This window comes from Nonomuraea sp. NPDC049309 (genome assembly GCF_043196965.1).
GTDB classification, from domain to species: Bacteria; Actinomycetota; Actinomycetes; order Streptosporangiales; family Streptosporangiaceae; genus Nonomuraea; species Nonomuraea fastidiosa.
In genome coordinates this window covers 1,800,880-1,817,177 of the sequence record NZ_JBICSH010000001.1, presented here as the reverse complement: position 1 = coordinate 1,817,177, position 16,298 = coordinate 1,800,880, and the positions used below count along the sequence as shown (strand labels likewise).

At 72.1% G+C, this 16,298-nt stretch carries 16 protein-coding genes; 9 read left to right on the top strand and 7 right to left on the bottom strand.

The genetic code is table 11. The features are described 5' to 3' along the window. Nucleotides 1–5 precede the first annotated feature (5 nt). From ACGFIM_RS08190 to ACGFIM_RS08175, 4 genes are read right to left on the bottom strand one after another with little or no spacing between them, the layout of a single operon-like run. Nucleotides 6–1,277, bottom strand: a complete 1,272-nt coding sequence (locus ACGFIM_RS08190; RefSeq protein ID WP_393196567.1) for a glucarate dehydratase family protein — start codon at nt 1,275–1,277, stop codon at nt 6–8. Then, nucleotides 1,274–2,794, bottom strand: a complete 1,521-nt coding sequence (locus tag ACGFIM_RS08185; RefSeq protein ID WP_393196564.1) for a tripartite tricarboxylate transporter permease — start codon at nt 2,792–2,794, stop codon at nt 1,274–1,276. The genes ACGFIM_RS08190 and ACGFIM_RS08185 overlap by 4 nt, the downstream gene beginning before the upstream one ends. A gap of 18 nt (nt 2,795–2,812) precedes the next feature. Then, nucleotides 2,813–3,379: a tripartite tricarboxylate transporter TctB family protein gene (locus ACGFIM_RS08180; protein WP_393196561.1), complete on the bottom strand. Its 567-nt coding sequence runs from the start codon at nt 3,377–3,379 to the stop codon at nt 2,813–2,815. A gap of 23 nt (nt 3,380–3,402) precedes the next feature. Next, entirely contained in the window at nt 3,403–4,410 is a 1,008-nt protein-coding gene (locus tag ACGFIM_RS08175) for a tripartite tricarboxylate transporter substrate binding protein (RefSeq protein WP_393196558.1), read from the bottom strand. A 169-nt stretch (nt 4,411–4,579) separates the two neighbouring features. Between ACGFIM_RS08175 and ACGFIM_RS08170 the strand changes: the two genes are divergently transcribed. The 3 genes from ACGFIM_RS08170 to ACGFIM_RS08160 all read left to right on the top strand — a co-directional run bounded on the left by ACGFIM_RS08170 (nt 4,580) and on the right by ACGFIM_RS08160 (nt 7,892). Then, nucleotides 4,580–5,506: a LysR substrate-binding domain-containing protein gene (locus ACGFIM_RS08170; protein ID WP_393196555.1), complete on the top strand. Its 927-nt coding sequence runs from the start codon at nt 4,580–4,582 to the stop codon at nt 5,504–5,506. Nucleotides 5,507–5,639: 133 nt separating this feature from the next. Then, the gene (gene kdgD / locus ACGFIM_RS08165; RefSeq protein WP_393196552.1) at nt 5,640–6,554 is read left to right on the top strand and encodes a 5-dehydro-4-deoxyglucarate dehydratase; all 915 of its coding nucleotides are present in this window, start codon (nt 5,640–5,642) and stop codon (nt 6,552–6,554) included. Between the two features lie 15 nt (nt 6,555–6,569). Then, entirely contained in the window at nt 6,570–7,892 is a 1,323-nt protein-coding gene (locus ACGFIM_RS08160) for an enolase C-terminal domain-like protein (protein ID WP_393196549.1), read from the top strand. 36 nt (nt 7,893–7,928) lie between these two features. On the opposite strand, the gene ACGFIM_RS08155 is transcribed toward ACGFIM_RS08160, so the two are convergent. Next, nucleotides 7,929–8,780: a DUF72 domain-containing protein gene (locus ACGFIM_RS08155; protein WP_393196547.1), complete on the bottom strand. Its 852-nt coding sequence runs from the start codon at nt 8,778–8,780 to the stop codon at nt 7,929–7,931. An 85-nt stretch (nt 8,781–8,865) separates the two neighbouring features. Between ACGFIM_RS08155 and ACGFIM_RS08150 the strand changes: the two genes are divergently transcribed. Beyond that, a complete protein-coding gene (locus tag ACGFIM_RS08150; RefSeq protein ID WP_393196545.1) occupies nt 8,866–9,723 on the top strand; it encodes an NAD(+)/NADH kinase in 858 nt (285 codons plus the stop codon). A 9-nt stretch (nt 9,724–9,732) separates the two neighbouring features. On the opposite strand, the gene ACGFIM_RS08145 is transcribed toward ACGFIM_RS08150, so the two are convergent. Beyond that, nucleotides 9,733–11,103 carry a YibE/F family protein gene (locus ACGFIM_RS08145; RefSeq protein ID WP_393196542.1) on the bottom strand — a complete coding sequence of 457 codons (1,371 nt, stop codon included), beginning with the start codon at nt 11,101–11,103 and terminating at the stop codon, nt 9,733–9,735. A 74-nt stretch (nt 11,104–11,177) separates the two neighbouring features. Here ACGFIM_RS08145 and ACGFIM_RS08140 point away from each other — a divergent pair, with 74 nt between their 5' ends. The 3 genes from ACGFIM_RS08140 to ACGFIM_RS08130 all read left to right on the top strand — a co-directional run bounded on the left by ACGFIM_RS08140 (nt 11,178) and on the right by ACGFIM_RS08130 (nt 14,292). After that, nucleotides 11,178–11,897, top strand: a complete 720-nt coding sequence (locus tag ACGFIM_RS08140; RefSeq protein ID WP_393196539.1) for a DUF72 domain-containing protein — start codon at nt 11,178–11,180, stop codon at nt 11,895–11,897. Beyond that, a complete protein-coding gene (locus ACGFIM_RS08135) occupies nt 11,897–12,865 on the top strand; it encodes a magnesium transporter CorA family protein (RefSeq protein WP_393196536.1) in 969 nt (322 codons plus the stop codon). The genes ACGFIM_RS08140 and ACGFIM_RS08135 overlap by 1 nt, the downstream gene beginning before the upstream one ends. Nucleotides 12,866–13,320: 455 nt before the next feature. Next, a complete protein-coding gene (locus ACGFIM_RS08130; RefSeq protein WP_393196533.1) occupies nt 13,321–14,292 on the top strand; it encodes a response regulator transcription factor in 972 nt (323 codons plus the stop codon). Between the two features lie 13 nt (nt 14,293–14,305). Here the strand turns inward: ACGFIM_RS08130 and ACGFIM_RS08125 are convergent, their stop codons facing one another. After that, entirely contained in the window at nt 14,306–14,758 is a 453-nt protein-coding gene (locus tag ACGFIM_RS08125) for an ATP-binding protein (protein ID WP_393196530.1), read from the bottom strand. A 169-nt stretch (nt 14,759–14,927) separates the two neighbouring features. Between ACGFIM_RS08125 and ACGFIM_RS08120 the strand changes: the two genes are divergently transcribed. Together ACGFIM_RS08120 and ACGFIM_RS08115 are read left to right on the top strand one after the other, a co-directional pair. Continuing rightward, nucleotides 14,928–15,395: an adenylyltransferase/cytidyltransferase family protein gene (locus ACGFIM_RS08120; protein ID WP_393196527.1), complete on the top strand. Its 468-nt coding sequence runs from the start codon at nt 14,928–14,930 to the stop codon at nt 15,393–15,395. A gap of 294 nt (nt 15,396–15,689) precedes the next feature. Continuing rightward, nucleotides 15,690–16,277, top strand: coding sequence for a hypothetical protein (locus tag ACGFIM_RS08115; RefSeq protein WP_393196524.1), 588 nt, complete (start codon nt 15,690–15,692; stop codon nt 16,275–16,277). Nucleotides 16,278–16,298 lie beyond the last annotated feature (21 nt).

The following is a 16,298-nucleotide window of genomic DNA, read 5'->3' as shown; positions in this document are numbered from 1 at the left end:
ACCGGCTACCAGCGGGCGGTGTTCGGGGTGAAGCCGGGCACGATCGACCGCATGTACGCGGTGTCCTCGCGCCCGCGCTGGCCGCACGTCAGGTACTGCTCGTGCAGCGCGGCGAGCGCGTCCTCGTCCAGCTCGACCCCCAGGCCGGGCCCGCGCGGCACGGTCACGGCGCCGTCGCGGAACTCCAGCACGCCCGGCTTGACGACCTCCTCGGTCTTCCACGGGTAGTGGGTGTCGCAGGCGTAGGTGAGGTTGGGGGTGGCGGCGGCCAGGTGCGTCATGGCGGCCAGGCTGACCCCCAGGTGCGAGTTGGAGTGCATGGACAACCCCAGGCCGAACGTCTCGCAGATGCCGCCGAGCAGCGCCGAGCGGCGTAGCCCGCCCCACAGGTGGTGGTCGGAGAGCACGACCTGCACCGCGTCGGCGGCCACGGCGGGTTTGATGTGCTCGAAGGCGATCACGCACATGTTCGTGGCCAGCGGCAGCTCGGTGTGCTTGGAGACCTCGGCCATGCCCTCGATGCCGGGCGTCGGGTCCTCCAGGTACTCCAGGACCCCGGACAGCCGGCCGGCCATCTCGATCGAGGTGCCGACCGTCCAGGCGCCGTTGGGGTCGATGCGCAGCTTGTGCTCGGGGAACGCCTCCGCCAGCGCCTCGACCGTCTCGGCCTCGTGGCGGGGCTCGTACACGCCGCCCTTGAGCTTGATGGCGGTGAAGCCGTACGCGTCGACCATGCGGCGCGCCTGCGCCACCATCTGCTCGGGCGTGCGGCCCTCGCCCCAGTCGTCGTCCTCCTGCCCCGGATGCCCGGCCCACTTGTAGAACAGGTACGCCGAGTACGGCACCCGCTCGCGCACGGCGCCGCCGAGCAGGTCGCTCAGCGGCCGGCCGAGCGCCTTGCCCTGCAGGTCGAGCAGCGCCACCTCGAACGGCGACACCACGGTGTCCACGGCGCTGGAGACCTCCAGCATGCCGCCGAAGCTCGCCCCCGCGCCGCCGGTCGACTCGCCCAGCACCTCGGCGACGACGCGGCGCAGGCCGTGCAGGTCGAAGACGTCCGCGCCGGGCAGCGCCGCCGCCACCGCGTCCAGGCGGCCGAGATGGGCCTGGTCGGCGTACGTCTCGCCGAGCCCGACCAGCCCCTCGTCGGTGTGCACCTGCACGATCGCGCGCAGCACGTACGGCTGGTGCACGCCCACCACGTTCAGCAGGGGAGGGTCGCGGAAGGCGACGGGCGTGACGACGACCCGGCTGACCCGGCCGGCGGAAACGGTCATGAAATCCTCTCCTCCACAGGGTCGGCGGCGCTGGGCGCGGGTTTGCCGCGCATCGCCTTGCGGATCAGCGGCCAGGCCGCGACGATCACCACGATGGCGAGCACTGTGCCAGAGATCGGGCGGGTGAGGAAGCCCGTGGGGTCGCCGCCGAAGATGAGCAGGCCCTGCCGCGCCGAGCTCTCGATCATCGTGCCGAGCACGAACGCCAGCACCAGCGGCCCCGGCTCGAAGCCGAACTTCTTCATCAGGTAGCCCAGCACGCCGAACGCGATCACCAGGAAGATGTCGTACACCTGGTTGCGCACGGTGTACGCGCCGAGCAGCGTGATCAGCACCGTGATCGGGGCGAGGACGGCCGGCCGCACCCGCAGGATCCTCACGAACACCCCCACCATGGGGATGCTCATGATCAGCAGCAGGATGTTGCCGATGTACATCGAGTTGATGACGCCCCAGAACACGTCGGGGTGCTCGGTGACGAGCTGCGGGCCCGGCTGGATGCCCTGGATGAGCAGCGCGCCGAAGATCAGCGCCATCGTGGCGTTGGCCGGGATGCCCAGCGTCAGCAGCGGGATGAACGAGGAGGTGGCGGCGGCGTTGTTGGCGGTCTCCGGCGCGGCCACGCCCTCGATGGCGCCGCGGCCGAACCGCTCGGGCTGCTTGGCGCGCCGCTTCTCCAGCGCGTACGCCGCCAGCGACGACAGCACCGCGCCGCCGCCGGGCAGCACGCCCAGCACGAACCCGACCAGCGAGCCCCGCCCGATCGCGCCCCTGGCCTGGCCCAGGTCGCGCCGCGACGGCCACACGTTGCCGACCTTGGCGGGGGAGTGCGCCTTGCCGTGCCGCTCCTCCAGGTTGTAGAGGATCTCGCTGAGGCCGAACAGGCCCATCGCGATGGGGATGAAGTCGATCCCCTCGGCCAGGTTGAGGCTGCCGAAGGTGAAGCGCTCGGCGCCGGTGAAGGTGTCGCGGCCCACGGTCGCGATCAGCAGGCCGACGCAGGCGGCGATGATGGCCTTGAGCTTGTTGCCGTTGCCGATCGAGGAGATCAGCAGCACGCCGAGGATGCCGAGCGCGGCGTACTCGGGCGGGCCGAAGTCGAGCGCGAAGCCGGCCACGACCGGCGCGACCAGCGTCAGGCCGAGGATCGAGATCGTGCCGCCGACGAACGAGCCGATGGCCGCGATGCCGAGCGCCGTGCCCGCCTTGCCCTGCTTGGCCAGGGCGAAGCCGTCGAAGACGGTCACCACCGACGACGCCTCGCCGGGCAGCCGCAGCAGGACCGAGGTGATCGTGCCGCCGTACTGGGCGCCGTAGAAGATGCCGGCCAGCATGATGATCGCCGAGACCGGCCCGATGCCGTACGTGATCGGCAGCAGGATGGCGATCGTCGCGCCGGGGCCGAGGCCGGGCAGCACGCCGATGAGCATGCCGATGATGACGCCGATCAGGCAGTAGAGCAGGTTGGCCGGCTCCAGCACGACGCCGAAGCCGTCGAGGATCGGGGAGATGTCCATGGGGTCTTTCGGACTTCCTCAGATGAGGCGGGGGAGCGGGATCTGCAGCAGCAGCACGAACAGCACGTAGAACGCGGCCACGGCGCAGATGCTGATCACGATGGAGGAACGCCACGACTCCTTGCCCAGCAGGCGCAGCCAGACGAACATCAGCAGCAGCGCGGGGATCTCGAACCCGATCAGCGGCAGCAGCGCGGCGAGCGCCACCAGCGTCGCCAGGCCGATCAGGGTCTGCAGGCTCGCGCGGGAGAACCGCTCGGTGTCCTGCAGGCCGCGGCCGGTGACGAGGAGCACCACCGAGAGCACGGCGATCACGACGCTGATGGCGAACGGCCACAGCCCGGGGCCGGGCCGGGCCGGCTCACCCAGCCCGAGCCCGTAGGAGCCGATCGCGCCGAGCACGCCGACGGCCAGCGTCACCAGCGCGGCCCCGACCTGGGCGGCCGGCCCCGCGTGCGGCGGCCTGGCCTCCTCCATCTCGGCCGCGAGCCGGTCGGCCTCGGCCTGCAGCAGGGCGGCCTCGTCCGTCTCGGAGGCCGAGGCCGGCGGCCGTACCGGGTCGGAGGCCGGGTCGGACACGGACATGCACACTCCTTCGCAGGAAGGGATCAACCGGCGAGGCTGATGCCGAACTCGTCGAGCTTCGCCTTGTACGTCGAGGCGTCCTTCTGCAGCGAGTCGATGACCTCCTGCGGGGAGACCTCCATCGGCGTGAGCGAGTTCTGCTCGTTGAACTTCTTGTACTCCTCCGTGGCGAACGTCTTCTTGGCCGCCTCCAGCAGCTTGGCCTTGACGTTCTCCGGCGTGCCCTTGGGGGCGGTGAGGAAGCGGTACTGCGTCACCTGGACGTCGAAGCCCTGCTCGATGGCGGTCTTGACGTCGGGCAGGTAGGGGATGCGCTCCTTGGAGAAGACGGCGAGCGGGACGAGCTTGCCGGCCTTGATGTTCTCGATGGCCTCGCCGATCTGCATGGTGGAGACGTCCACCTGGTTGCCGAGCAGGGCCGTCAGGTTGGGCGCGCCCCCGTCGAACGGCACGGCCGTGGCGTCGATGCCGGCGGTCTTGAACGTCAGCGCGGAGGCGAGCTGGGCGCCGGTGCCGACGCCGGTGGTGCCGTACCGGATGGTCTTGCCGGCCTTCTTCATGTCGTCGATCGACGTGAAGCCGGACTTGGGGTTGGTGGCCATCACGTAGTCGTCGCGCGAGACGCCGGTGATGACGTCGAAATCCTCGATCTTGACGGCCTCGGACGGCGACACCGTGAGCGGGGTGATGGTGAACAGCGAGGCGTTCTGCACGGCGAGCTTGTATCCGTCGGGCTTGGCGGCCTGCAGCTCCTTGGCCACCAGCGCGCCGTTGGCGCCCGGCTTGTTGATCACGGGCGCGGAGACGCCGAGCTCCTTGGCGATGCCCTGGGCGAGCGCGCGGCTGATGAGGTCGGATGAACCGCCGGCGGACGCGCCGACGCTGAACTCGATGTTGCCCGACGGATAGTCCCCGTCGCCGCCACCGGAGGAGGTCGTCTTGACGCCACCGCACGCGGTCAGCGTCATCGCGGTGACGACGCCGACGACACCCATGAGGATGCGGCGGGGGGCTGTCCGAGATGTCGGCATGGACTTCTCCTTCATGCGGGCGAGGAGCGCCCGTGGATCTTCTGTGCGCGGAGATGGAGTTGCGTCAGGTTACGGCAAGGTTTCCGCTGTGCGGTTCTCCGGAGACTAGGGACCTGGCTTGATGCCTGTCCAACGTCATTTCGGTATCAAGTGATACTCTTGCGGCATCATGCTGACACTCGATCAGATACGGGCATTTGTAGCGGTCGCGGAGGAGTTGCACTTCGGCCGCGCCGCTGATCGGCTGCGCATGACCCAGCCGCCGCTCAGCCGCCACATCCAGAAGCTGGAACGGGCGGTCGGCGTGAGGCTGCTGGAACGCGACAACCGCCGCGTCGTGCTCACCGACGCGGGCCGCGGCTTCCTCGAGGACGCCCGGCGCATGCTCTCCCTGGTCGACACCGCAGGGGACCGGGCGCGCAGGATCGCGAGCGGCGCGGCGGGCACCGTACGGCTCGGCTTCACCGCCGTCTCCGCCATCAGCATGCTCGGCACGCTGCTGCGCCGCCTGGCCGAGCAGCTCCCCGACATCGACGTCATCCTGCACGAACGGGTCACCGCCGGGCAGGTGGACGGCCTGCTGCGCGGCGAGCTCGACCTGGGCCTCGCCCGCCCGCCGTTCGACATCGCCACCCTCGACTCGCGCATCGTCTTCCGCGAGCCGCTGTGCGCCGTCGTCCCCGCCGGGCACCGCCTCGCCACGCTCGGCCGGCCGCTCGCCCCCGACGACTTCGACGGCCTGCCGGTCATCAGCTACAACCCCGTGCAGTCGCGCTACTTCCACGAGCTGACCGTCCGCTTCCTCACCAACGCGCACCCGCGCATCGAGCAGCAGGTCCACCAGATCCTCACCGCCGTGCTGCTGGTCGCGGCCGGGCGCGGCGTGGCCCTCGTCCCGGCGAGCGCGCGCTCGCTCGGCGTGGACGGCGTCGCCTTCTGCGACCTGGTGCGCGGCGGCGGCGACCCCCTCGACCCGGCCGCCGCCACCGGCGAACCCGTCGAGCTGCACGTCATCTGGGACCGCAACTCCACCAACCCCGCGCTCGGCCGGGTGCTCGAGCTGCTGCCCGACATCGGGGGGCCGCGCGGCGAGTGATGCTCGTACGGCATCACGGGATAGAGAATCGCACTTGGACAGGAATCGCTCCTCTTCCTAGCCTGGCGGACGTCGGACCTTTCAGCCGGTGCGGGGAAACCCCACGGCCGCATGTCAAGCGAGGAGCCTCGTCATGCCCAGTTACTCCCCGCAGGAGTTGGCCAGCCAGCTCAAGAGCGGTTTGCTGTCGTTCCCCGTGACCCACTTCACCGATGACCTGCAGTTCGACGAGAAGAGCTACCGCGAGCACCTGTCCTGGCTGAGCGGCTACCCCGTGGCCGGCCTGTTCGCCGCCGGCGGCACGGGTGAGGGCTTCTCGCTGACCGGCGAGGAGATCGACCGGGTCGTCCGCGCCGCCGTGGACGAGGTGAAGGGCCGCCTCCCCGTGATGGCCCCCGCCACCGGCGGCACCGCCAACGCCGTCGCCCAGGCCAAGGCCGCCGAGGCGGCCGGCGCCGACGGCATCCTGCTCATGCCGCCGTACCTCACCGAGGCCGGGCAGCAGGGCCTGATCGAGCACATCTCCGCCGTCTGCTCGGCCACCGGCCTCGGCGTGATCGTCTACAGCCGCGCCAACGCCGTGCTCAACGACCGCTCCGTCGCCACGCTCGTCGACCGCAACGCGACGCTCATCGGCTTCAAGGACGGCGTGGGGGACATCGAGAACCTCACCCGCATCTACGCCGCCGTCGGCGACCGCCTGGCCTACATCGGCGGCCTGCCCACCGCCGAGACCTTCGCGCTGCCGCTGCTGCAGCTCGGCATGAGCACCTACTCGTCGGCCATCTTCAACTTCGTGCCGCAGTACGCGCTCGACTTCTACGCCGACGTGCTGGCCCAGGACCGCGAGGCCGTCTACCGGCGCATCCGCGAGTTCATCCTGCCCTACCTCGACATCCGCGATCGCATGAAGGGATACGCGGTCTCTATCATCAAGGCCGGGCTGACCGCCGTCGGCCGTCCCGCGGGGCCGGTGCGCCCGCCGCTGCAGAACCTCACCGAGGGCGAGCTCGCCGAGCTGACCGCGCTCATCAACAAGATCAGCTAGGGGGGACCTCCCGAGATGTCGCCCACCATCGAGAGCGTCGAGGTCGTCCCGGTCGCCGGGTACGACAGCATGCTCCTCAACCTGAGCGGCGCCCACGGGCCGTTCTTCACCCGCAACGTCGTCATCGTCACCGACTCCGACGGGCGCACCGGGCTGGGCGAGGTGCCCGGCGGCGAGGCCATCAGGCAGACCATCGAGGAGGCCGCCGCGCTGCTCGGCGGGCGGCCGGTGGCCCGCTACCGCGCCCTGCTGCGCGAGGTGGCCGGCCGCTACGCCGCCCGCGACGCCGGCGGGCGCGGCCTGCAGACCTTCGACCTGCGCACCACCGTGCACGCCGTCACCGGCATCGAGTCCTGCCTGCTCGACCTGCACGGCCAGTACCTCGGCCTGTCCGTCGCCGACCTGCTCGGCGAGGGACGGCAGCGCGACCGGGTGCCGGTGCTCGGCTACCTGTTCTACGTCGGCGACCCCGGCAAGACGGACCTGCCCTACCTGGTCGACGACGAGGGCGAGGATCGCTGGTCGAAGCTGCGCCGCCGCGAGGCGCTCACCCCCGACGCGGTGGTGGCGCTGGCCGAGGCCGCACAGGAGCGCTACGGCTTCACCGACTTCAAGCTCAAGGGCGGCGTGCTGCCCGGCGAGGAGGAGGTCGAGGCGGTCAAGGCGCTGGCCCGCCGCTTCCCCGGCGCCCGCGTCACGCTCGACCCCAACGGCGGCTGGCTGCTGGCCGACGCCGTACGCCTGTGCCGGGGGCTCGGCGGTGTGCTCGCCTACGCCGAGGACCCCTGCGGCGCCGAGGGCCGCTTCTCAGGGCGGGAGACGATGGCGGAGTTCCGGCGGGCGACCGGGCTGCCCACCGCGACCAACATGATCGCCACGGACTGGCGGGAGCTGGCCCACGCCGTACGCGCGGACGCGGTGGACATCCCGCTGGCCGACCCGCACTTCTGGACGATGGCAGGCTCGGTGCGCGTCGCGCAGCTCTGCCACGACTTCGGGCTGACCTGGGGCTCGCACTCCAACAACCACTTCGACATTTCGCTGGCCATGTTCACCCACGTCGGGGCGGCGGCGCCGGGCGAGATCACCGCGCTCGACACGCACTGGATCTGGCAGGACGGCCAGGCGCTCACCACCTCGCCGCTGAAGATCGAGGACGGCGCGGTGCGGGTGCCCGACAAGCCGGGGCTCGGCGTCGAGCTGGACAGGGACGCGCTGGCCGAGGCGCACGAGCGCTACCTCCGCCACGGGCTGGGCGCGCGCGACGACTCCATCGCCATGCAGTACCTCATCAAGGGGTGGACGTTCGACCCGAAGCGCCCCTGCCTGGTCCGCTGACGGCGGGCGGCCCACGGCCGCCCGCCCCCAGCCGTCTCAGAAGAGCGTGAGCGGCTGGTGCGGCTCCGGGTCGGGGAGCGGGGCGAGCTCCGGCACCAGCGCGCGCACCTCGTCGTGGAAGCGGCGGGCCAGCGCAGGCGCGTCCGCGTTGTCCGGGGTGTGCACGAACACGGTCGGCGAGCGGCCCTCGCGCAGCCACGCGGCGACCGTGTCCACCCACGGCCGCCAGCCCGCCACCGTGCGCTCCTCGTCGTCGCGGCCCAGGTAGCGCACGATCGGATGGGCGGTGAGCGCGCGGGTGCGGCGGGGCAGGCGCGGCTTGCGCTCCCACGCCTCACGCTCGGCGTCGCTCACAGGCGGCGCGGCGAACATCACCGTGGTGTCGAACGGCACCCACTCGGCGCCCGCGCCGTCCAGCACCCGCTCCAGCAGCCGGGCCGCCCGCTCGTCGGTGAAGAACGCCGGATGGCGCACCTCCACGGCGTAGCGGTGCTCCCGGGGCATCCTGCGCAGGAAGGCCGCGAGCGCGCCGGCGTCGTTCGGGCCGAACGAGCCGGGCACCTGCACCCAGAGCGCGTGCACGCGCGGCCCCAGCGGCTCCATGGCGTCGAGGAACGCCCGCAGCTCGGCCTCGCCGCCCATCAGCCGGTGCTCGTGGGTGACCGCCTTGGGCAGCTTGACCACGAAACGGAAGTCCTGCGGGGTCTGCGCCGCCCACGACTCGACCGTCGCGCGGGCCGGGGTGGCGTAGAACGTGGTGTTGCCCTCGACCGCGTCGCACCACCCCGCGTACGCCCTCAGACGCTCGGCCTGAGGCAGGTGGGCGGGCACGAAACGCCCCTGCCACCGCGCGTGCGCCCACATCGCGCATCCCACATGAAGCCGCATGCGCACGACGCTACCGGACCCGCGGGCGGGCAAGATCCCGATCCCGTTGCGCCCGCATCGCCGCGGCCCACGTAAGGTTGGCGGCATGGGCATGGTCGGGACGGTCGGGCTGGTGCTGCACCCCCAGCGCGACTCGAAGAAGGCGATCGACGTCATCCTGAGGTGGGCGGCCGACAAGGGCGCCACCGTGCTCGGCCTGCCGGAGGAGGTGGGCCGCATCGACTGCACCGCCGTCCCGGTCGACGCCGACGCCCTGGTCGAGCGGGCCGACCTGCTCGTCGGGCTGGGCGGCGACGGCACGATGCTGCGCACGATGCGGCTGCTCGCCGGGCGGCCGACGCCCATCCTGGGGGTCAACCTCGGCAAGCTGGGCTTCCTCGCCGAGATCGGCGTCGACGAGCTGGCGGAGACGCTGTCGGCCATCGACCGGCACGAGTACACGATCGAGCCGCGCATGGCCATCCGCAGCGCGGTCAACGGCACCGAGGTGACCGCGTTCAACGACATCGCGCTCGTCCGCATCCCCGGCTGCGGGCTGACCAACGTCGCCGTCACCCCGGCGGGCAGCCCGTTCGTCCGCTACTCCTCCGACGCCGTCATCGTGGCCACCACCACCGGCTCCACCGCCTACAGCTTCTCCGCCGGCGGGCCCATCGTCTCGCCCCGCGTGGAGGCGGTGCTGGTCGTGGCGGCCGCGGCGCACTCGGCCTTCAACCGGGCCTTGGTGCTGCCCGCCGACGAGGAGGTGACGCTCACCGTGCTGCCCAGCAGCGGGCGGCTGGCCGTCGAGGTGGACGGCAACGTGATGGGCCACCTCGGCCCCGGCGACAGCATCACCGTGACCGCCTGGCCCGGCGCGGCCAAGGTGGTCCGCCTGGGCACCACGTTCTACGAGCGCGCCCGGCGCAAGCTGCGCGTGGACGGCAGCCTGGAGCCCTGCTGAGCCCGGCCGTCAGGCGCCCGCCCGACGCCGGTGCCGCGCCGCCCGCTGCGGCTCCCCCCGGCGCGGGGGCTCGGCCTCGCGGGGCGTGAAGAAACCGCCGGGCTCCCGGTCCGCGGGGCTCCGGTCACCACGGCCCCGGCGCGGGGGCTCGTCGTCCCAGAAGCCGCCCACGTCGTCCGGCTCGGGATCGGGCCGGTCATGATCACGGTCGTGATCACGGTCGCGGAGGGCCGCCAGGGCGGCCAGGGCCGTCGTGATGGGCACCGCCGCGATGAGCCCGAGCGTGCCGGCCACGCTGCGCACGATCTCCTGCGCGATCACCGGCGTCGTCAGCACCTGGCCGAGGGGCTGCGCGCCGATGCTGAACAGCAGCAGCAGCGGCAGCGACGCCCCCGCGTACGCCAGGATGATGGTGTTGATCACCGACGCGATGTGCGCGCGCCCGATGCGCCCGGCCGCGCGGTAGAGGCGGGCGAAGCCGTAGGACGGGTTGGCGCGGGCCAGCTCGGCCACCGTGACGGCCTGGGTGACGGTGACGTCGTCGAGCACGCCGAGCGAGCCGATGATGATCCCGGCGAGCAGCAGGCCCTGCGTGTCGATGGACAGGCTCATGCCGAGGGTGAGCGCGCTGTCGTCGGTGACGCCGTTCAGGCCGGCCAGGCCGAGCGCCGCGTACGACAGCAGCCCGGTGACCGTCAGGCTGGCCAGCGTGCCGAGCACCGCGACCGACGTGGAGAGCGAGAAGCCGTGCGTCAGGTAGAGCACGGTCAGCATGATCGCCGCCGATCCGACGATGGCCACCAGCATCGGCGGCCTGCCCTCCAGGATGCCGGGGATGACGAACGTCAGCAGCAGCACGAACGTCACCGCGAGCCCGGCCAGCGCCGTCACCCCGCGCCAGCGCCCGAACGCGATCACCGCCAGCGCGAACGCGCCGCCGAACAGCCACAGCGGCATCGACCTGTCGTGGTCGGAGAGCTGGTAGGCGCCGTCGGCGTCGCGCAGCAGGATCACGTCGTCACCGGGCGCGAAGTGCTGCGCCCCAGGACCGCTCGGCAGCCGCAGCTCGACGTTCCTGCCGCTGTCGCGGCCCTCGGTCAGCTTGACGACGGCCTTGCCGCAGGTGGCGGGATCGGGCTCGGGCGCGCCCTCGGGAGCGGCGGGGCAGCGCGTCAGCGTGACGCTCGTGACCGTGCCGGTGAGCCGCTCGACGCCGGACTCCGGCGCGGGCCCCTCGGTCGTGCCCTCCGGCCAGAGCCAGACGAGCGCGGCCAGCGTGATGATCGCCAGCGGCACCAGGACGGCCACTCCGGCCACCACGGTACGCCGCGAGGCGCGGGAACGGGAGACGGCGGTGCCGTGCGCATGGTTGGCGCCCATCGCGTGCAAGGTCCTCCTCGGCCTGACGAAGCAGGACAGTACTGCACCCGGCGGGCCGGGGTAGACGCAACGGCATGACGTGGCTGGTCGGCACCTCGGGCTGGCAGTACAAGGACTGGCGCGGGGTGCTCTATCCGCAGGGGGTGCCGCAGCGGCTGTGGCTGGAGACGTACGCGCGCGAGTTCCCCACCGTGGAGAGCAACAACGCCTTCTACCGGCTGCCGAGCAGGGAGGTGTTCGCCTCCTGGCGCGAGCGCACGCCGCCCGGGTTCGTGATGGCGGTCAAGGCCAGCAGGTTCCTCACCCACATCAGGCGGCTGAACCAGCCCGAGGAGCCGGTGGCGCGGCTGATGGCCGCCGCGGCCGGGCTGGCGGAGAAGCTGGGGCCGGTCCTGCTGCAGCTCCCGCCGTCGCTCAGCGCGGACCCCGCCCTGCTCGACCGCTGCCTGGCCTGCTTCCCGCAGGGCGTGCGGGTGGCCGTGGAGCCGCGGCACCCGTCGTGGTGGAGCGAGGAGACGCGGGCGGTGCTGCGGGCGCGCGGAGCCGCCCTGTGCTGGGCCGACCGGCTGGGCCGGCTGCAGGCGCCGTTCTGGCGCACCGCGCCATGGGGTTACGTACGCCTCCACGAGGGCAGATCCGCCTGCGCGTACGGAGAGCGCGCGCTGCGGACCTGGGCCGCCCGTGTCCGCGACGCCGCATGGCCCGACGCCTATGTCTACTTCAACAACGACCCTGGGGGAGCGGCCGTGCGCAATGCTCGACGTCTCACGGCACTGCTGGCCAGGATGGGCTGATGCACACCCGTCTGTACCGGGGCGGCCGCCTGGAGAAGGAGGGCTTCCCCATCAGGGAGGTCGCCGGGCATCTGGGCGACCCGGAGGCCACGGTCTGGTTCGACCTGTGCTCGCCGACGCGGGACGAGCTGGACAAGCTGGGCGACGAGCTGGGGCTGCACGAGCTGGCCGTCGAGGACGTGCTGGCCGGCCACCAGCGCCCCAAGCTGGACATCTACGACAACCACCTGTTCGTCGCCGCCTACGGGGTGCACTTCGACGGTGAACGCGTGCACGCCGTCGAGGTGGACGTGTTCGTCACCGCCAACGTGCTGGTCACCGTGCGCGAGAGCGCGCACTTCGACATCGGCGAGGTGCTCAAGCGCTGGGACGCCGCCGCCCACCTGGCCGGGCACGGCGTGATGTTCCTGCTGCACGGCCTGCTCGACTACGTCGTGGACACCCAGTTCGACGTGGCGCAGGACCTCGACGCGCAGGCCGAGACGCTGGAGGAGTCGCTGTTCGCCGGCGAGCTCACCGACGACGAGAGCCTCCAGCGCACCCTGTACGTGCTGCGCAAGAACGTCACCAAGCTGCGCCGCGTCTCCGTGCCGATGCGCGAGGTCATCGGCACCCTGCTCAGGCGGGACGAGGCGCTGATGAGCGACCCGGTCATGGCCCCTTACTACGAGGACGTCCGCGACCACGTGCTGCGCGTCGGCGAGTGGGTGGACGAGGTCCGCGACATGCTCGCCAACGTCCGCGACACCCAGCTGTCGCAGCAGGGCTTCCGGCTCAACGTGATCATGAAGAAGATCACGAGCTGGGCGGCGATCATCGCCGTGCCCACCGCGATCACCGGCTTCTACGGGCAGAACGTGCCCTACCCGGGCATCGGCGAGCTGTGGGGGTTCTGGCTGTCCATGGTGCTGATGGCGCTCACCTCGGTGACGCTGTACGTCGTGTTCAAGAAGAACGACTGGCTCTGATCGCTGGGCCGGCCCCGCACGTCGCGGGCGGGCCGCAGCGCCGGCGCCGCCGTGCACCTCGACGAGGTGGGCGACCAGCCGCTCGATGCCGCCCACCACGCTGCGGTGCATCATCACGGGACGCCCAGGCCGAAGCGCCCGGGCTGGAAGTGGCCGGCCCGCACGGTGGACAGGGTGCTCTCGCGGCCCCGCGGGGTAGTGCGCCCAGCGGCCGATCTGTCGTTCGAGCTCCCGCTTGCCCAGCACCGGCGAGTTGACGTGCTGGCAGCCGTTCCTGCGCTCGAGCTCGTGGACCTAGTCCTCGATGGCCTTGTGCACGGCCGCTCCCGCCGGCGGCCGGTAGGGGAGCCCCGAGCCGCGCGGGCACGCGGGAACACGCGCCCGCGTCCGCCGCGTAACACGGAGGTCATCGGTAAAGGGAAGGTCCGAAAACCGTAAATGGTATAAAGGCAGGCGTGGCCCAGATCACCGTTGACGTGCGCCATCTCCAGGCGTTCGCCGAGGTCGGCTACCAGGTCGCGGGCGGTGGGGGCGCCCAGGGCGCGATGGCGGCGCTGCGCCGCGTCGTCCCGCTCGACGCGTACGAGTTCGTCGCCTACGACCCCGCCACCGGACGCCACCACAGCGTGATCTCCGAGGGCCACCCGCGCATCGACCACGACGCGGCCGAGGAGTACGCCGGGCTCGACGCCTACCGCAGGGCGCTCGCCACCCGCGAGCCCGTCGAGATGCCCGAGCCCGACACCGAGCGCTACTTCCGCCGCCACCTCGCGCCCTACGGCTGGCGGGCCGGGCTGACCGCGCCGCTCTTCCTCGACGAGGGCCGCTTCACCGGCCTGCTCCACCTGGCCGCCAGGGAGGCGTTCCCGCCGCGTACCGGCGCGCTGGTATCGGCCGTCAGCCCGCTGCTCGCGCACATCACCGACCTCAACCGGTGCGTGATCGACCCGGTGGGCTTGCCGGCCGGGTTCCGCGCGGTCGCCTTCGACCGGCTCGGCACCCGGCGCGAGGTGCCCGGCCACGAGGTCTCGCCGGTGCTGTGGGACGACCCGGCGATGGCCGCGTACGCGCGGTCCTTCATCGATTCGCGCGAGCTGAGCAGGCACGGCCTGTGGCTCGGCGCCGACGGCGGCTGGCACGAGGTGCGGCTGGTCAGGGCCGGGGTCGGATTCCAGGGCTCGCTGCAGGGCGCGGTGGTGGCCGAGCGGCCCTGCACGTTGCCGTACGACCTGACCGGCCGCGAGGTCGACGTGCTGACCAGGGTCGCGGCCGGCGACTCCAATCCGCAGATCGCGGCGGCGCTCGTGCTCAGCGTGCGCACGGTGACCACGCACCTGGAGCACATCTTCGCCAAGCTCGGCTGCGACAGCCGTACCCGCCTGACCACCAAGGCGCTCGCCGAGGGCCTGTGCCGCCTCGACCTCTGACGTCCCCGCCCCGTCAGACGGCCAGGCCGGTGGGCACCCGCTCGCTGACCAGCTCGAACCAGACCGTCGTCGAGCCCTGCTCGCGGGTGAAGCCCCAGCGGTGGCTCAGCGCCTCGATCAGCGGCAGCCCCCGGCCGGTGGTGTCCTGCGCCCCCGTACGGCACATGCACGGCGGCCGGTCCGATCCCGAGTCCGTCACGAACACCCGTACCGCGCCGTGCGAGCTGGCCAGGCTCACCGTGAACGAGCCCCCCGCACCCGACCTGCTGTGCAGGACGGCGTTCGTGGCCAGCTCGCTCGTCAGCAGCACCACGTCGTCGTAGAGCGGATGATCACGGCCGAGCGCCGACGCCACCAGTGCCCTGGCCCTCGACACCTGCGACGGTTTCCCCGGCAGCCGGACCACATGATCGCTTGGGCCGGGCCGGTAGTCCTCGATCACCTGCTGCCTGTCCGGCGGTGCCACGGCGACCTCCCCCATATCGGTGACGTAGTGAGACGCGCGAACAGCGGCCCGGAGAGTATCGCGAAAAGGTAGGAATCGCCTTGCCGAGGTCGGCTGCACGGCCTGCCGCGCCGACCGAGTACGCTGCGATCGACGAGTCGTCTAGGCCCATGGGGGAGCAGGAGGTCGCGTGAGCAGCCTGGAGGCCGTCTGGGTGCAACCGTACGACCGGCCTGGCGCGGCGGTCGTCACCGGAGTCTTCGACATTCTGCATGTGGGTCACGTGCGCTACCTCGGCGCGGTGGCCGCGCGCGGGCTCCCCCTCGTCGTCGGTGTCGAGGACGATCCGCGGGTGCGCGCCTGGAAGGGGCCGACCCGGCCGGTCAACCCGGCGGCGGAGCGGGCCGAGGTGCTGGCCGCGCTCCGGTTCGTGACGGGCGTGTTCATCGTGACCGGGCCGCCCGAGGCGCACGGGCCCGAGGACTACATCGACCTGCTCGCCCCCATGCGTCCCGGCGCGCTCGCCCACACCGCCGGCGACCCGCACGCGGGGGCCAGGGCCGCGGCGGCGGCCATCCTGGGGGCCGAGTGCTGGGAGATGGAGGCCATCCCCGGCCGCTCCACCACCCGCATCGTCAACGCCGCCTCCCAGGGCTGACCCTCCACGGCCAGGCCTTCGCGGGGGTGTTTCTGCGTGGCCGGGGTTTCGCGGGGGTGTTCCTGTGCGGCCGGGCTTTGGCGGGCCGGCCCTCCGCGGCCGGGGCCTTCACCCACCTCGGCGTCCGACGGCGGGCCGGCGCCTCATCGCCGGAGGTGGGCCGATGGACGGGCGAGGTCAGCGGAGGTGCAGGGGCGGGCCCGGTGGGGAGATGGTGGGTATACGAGGGCTTACCTGGGGTTTTGCCGGGTCGGTCGGGCGGATGCAGGGCATGATCGCGTACTGTTTCGTGACATGACGGCCGAGCTGGTGGCGAAGCGGGTGACGAACATCCTGGCCCCGCAAGTTCTGGTGATCGTCATGCCGCCCGCCGTCGGGCTGCTCGCGCAGGGGTGGAGCGGCGCCGCCTGGGGGCTGGTGGCGTCGGCGCTGTGCGGAGGGGTGCCGGCGGCGGTGATCGCGGTGGGAGTGCGCAGGGGCCGGCTGGACTCGCATCACATCGTGGACCGCACGCGCCGCACCAAGCCGCTGCTCGCGGCCGTGGCGGCCGTGCTGGTCGCGCTGGTGCTGCTGATCCTCATGGGTGCGCCGAGGCTGCTCGTGGCCACGGTGACGGCGATGCTGATCGCGCTGGGCGTGACCGTCCCGATCACGCTGCGCTGGAAGATCTCCTTCCACGCCGCCGTCTCCGCGGGTACGGTCGTGGTCCTCGCGCACGTGCTGCCGGCCTGGCCGGCCGTGCTCGTCGGGGCGGCCGTGGTGGCGCTGGTGGGGTGGGCGCGGGTGCGGCTGTCGCACCACACCTGGTCCCAGGTCACCGCGGGGGCGGCGGTGGGGGCGCTGATCACGTGGGGGACGCTGGCCGCGTTCGGTCTCGGCTGACGCCCGGCGCCCGAGAGCGAC

Coding starts and splice junctions, on each gene's coding strand:
- ACGFIM_RS08190 (WP_393196567.1), bottom strand. CDS start 1,277: ATGACCGTTTCCGCCGGCCGGGTCAGCCGGGTCGTCGTCACGCCCGTC.
- ACGFIM_RS08185 (WP_393196564.1), bottom strand. CDS start 2,794: ATGGACATCTCCCCGATCCTCGACGGCTTCGGCGTCGTGCTGGAGCCG.
- ACGFIM_RS08180 (WP_393196561.1), bottom strand. CDS start 3,379: ATGTCCGTGTCCGACCCGGCCTCCGACCCGGTACGGCCGCCGGCCTCG.
- ACGFIM_RS08175 (WP_393196558.1), bottom strand. CDS start 4,410: ATGCCGACATCTCGGACAGCCCCCCGCCGCATCCTCATGGGTGTCGTC.
- ACGFIM_RS08170 (WP_393196555.1), top strand. CDS start 4,580: ATGCTGACACTCGATCAGATACGGGCATTTGTAGCGGTCGCGGAGGAG.
- kdgD (WP_393196552.1), top strand. CDS start 5,640: ATGCCCAGTTACTCCCCGCAGGAGTTGGCCAGCCAGCTCAAGAGCGGT.
- ACGFIM_RS08160 (WP_393196549.1), top strand. CDS start 6,570: ATGTCGCCCACCATCGAGAGCGTCGAGGTCGTCCCGGTCGCCGGGTAC.
- ACGFIM_RS08155 (WP_393196547.1), bottom strand. CDS start 8,780: ATGCGGCTTCATGTGGGATGCGCGATGTGGGCGCACGCGCGGTGGCAG.
- ACGFIM_RS08150 (WP_393196545.1), top strand. CDS start 8,866: ATGGGCATGGTCGGGACGGTCGGGCTGGTGCTGCACCCCCAGCGCGAC.
- ACGFIM_RS08145 (WP_393196542.1), bottom strand. CDS start 11,103: ATGGGCGCCAACCATGCGCACGGCACCGCCGTCTCCCGTTCCCGCGCC.
- ACGFIM_RS08140 (WP_393196539.1), top strand. CDS start 11,178: ATGACGTGGCTGGTCGGCACCTCGGGCTGGCAGTACAAGGACTGGCGC.
- ACGFIM_RS08135 (WP_393196536.1), top strand. CDS start 11,897: ATGCACACCCGTCTGTACCGGGGCGGCCGCCTGGAGAAGGAGGGCTTC.
- ACGFIM_RS08115 (WP_393196524.1), top strand. CDS start 15,690: ATGACGGCCGAGCTGGTGGCGAAGCGGGTGACGAACATCCTGGCCCCG.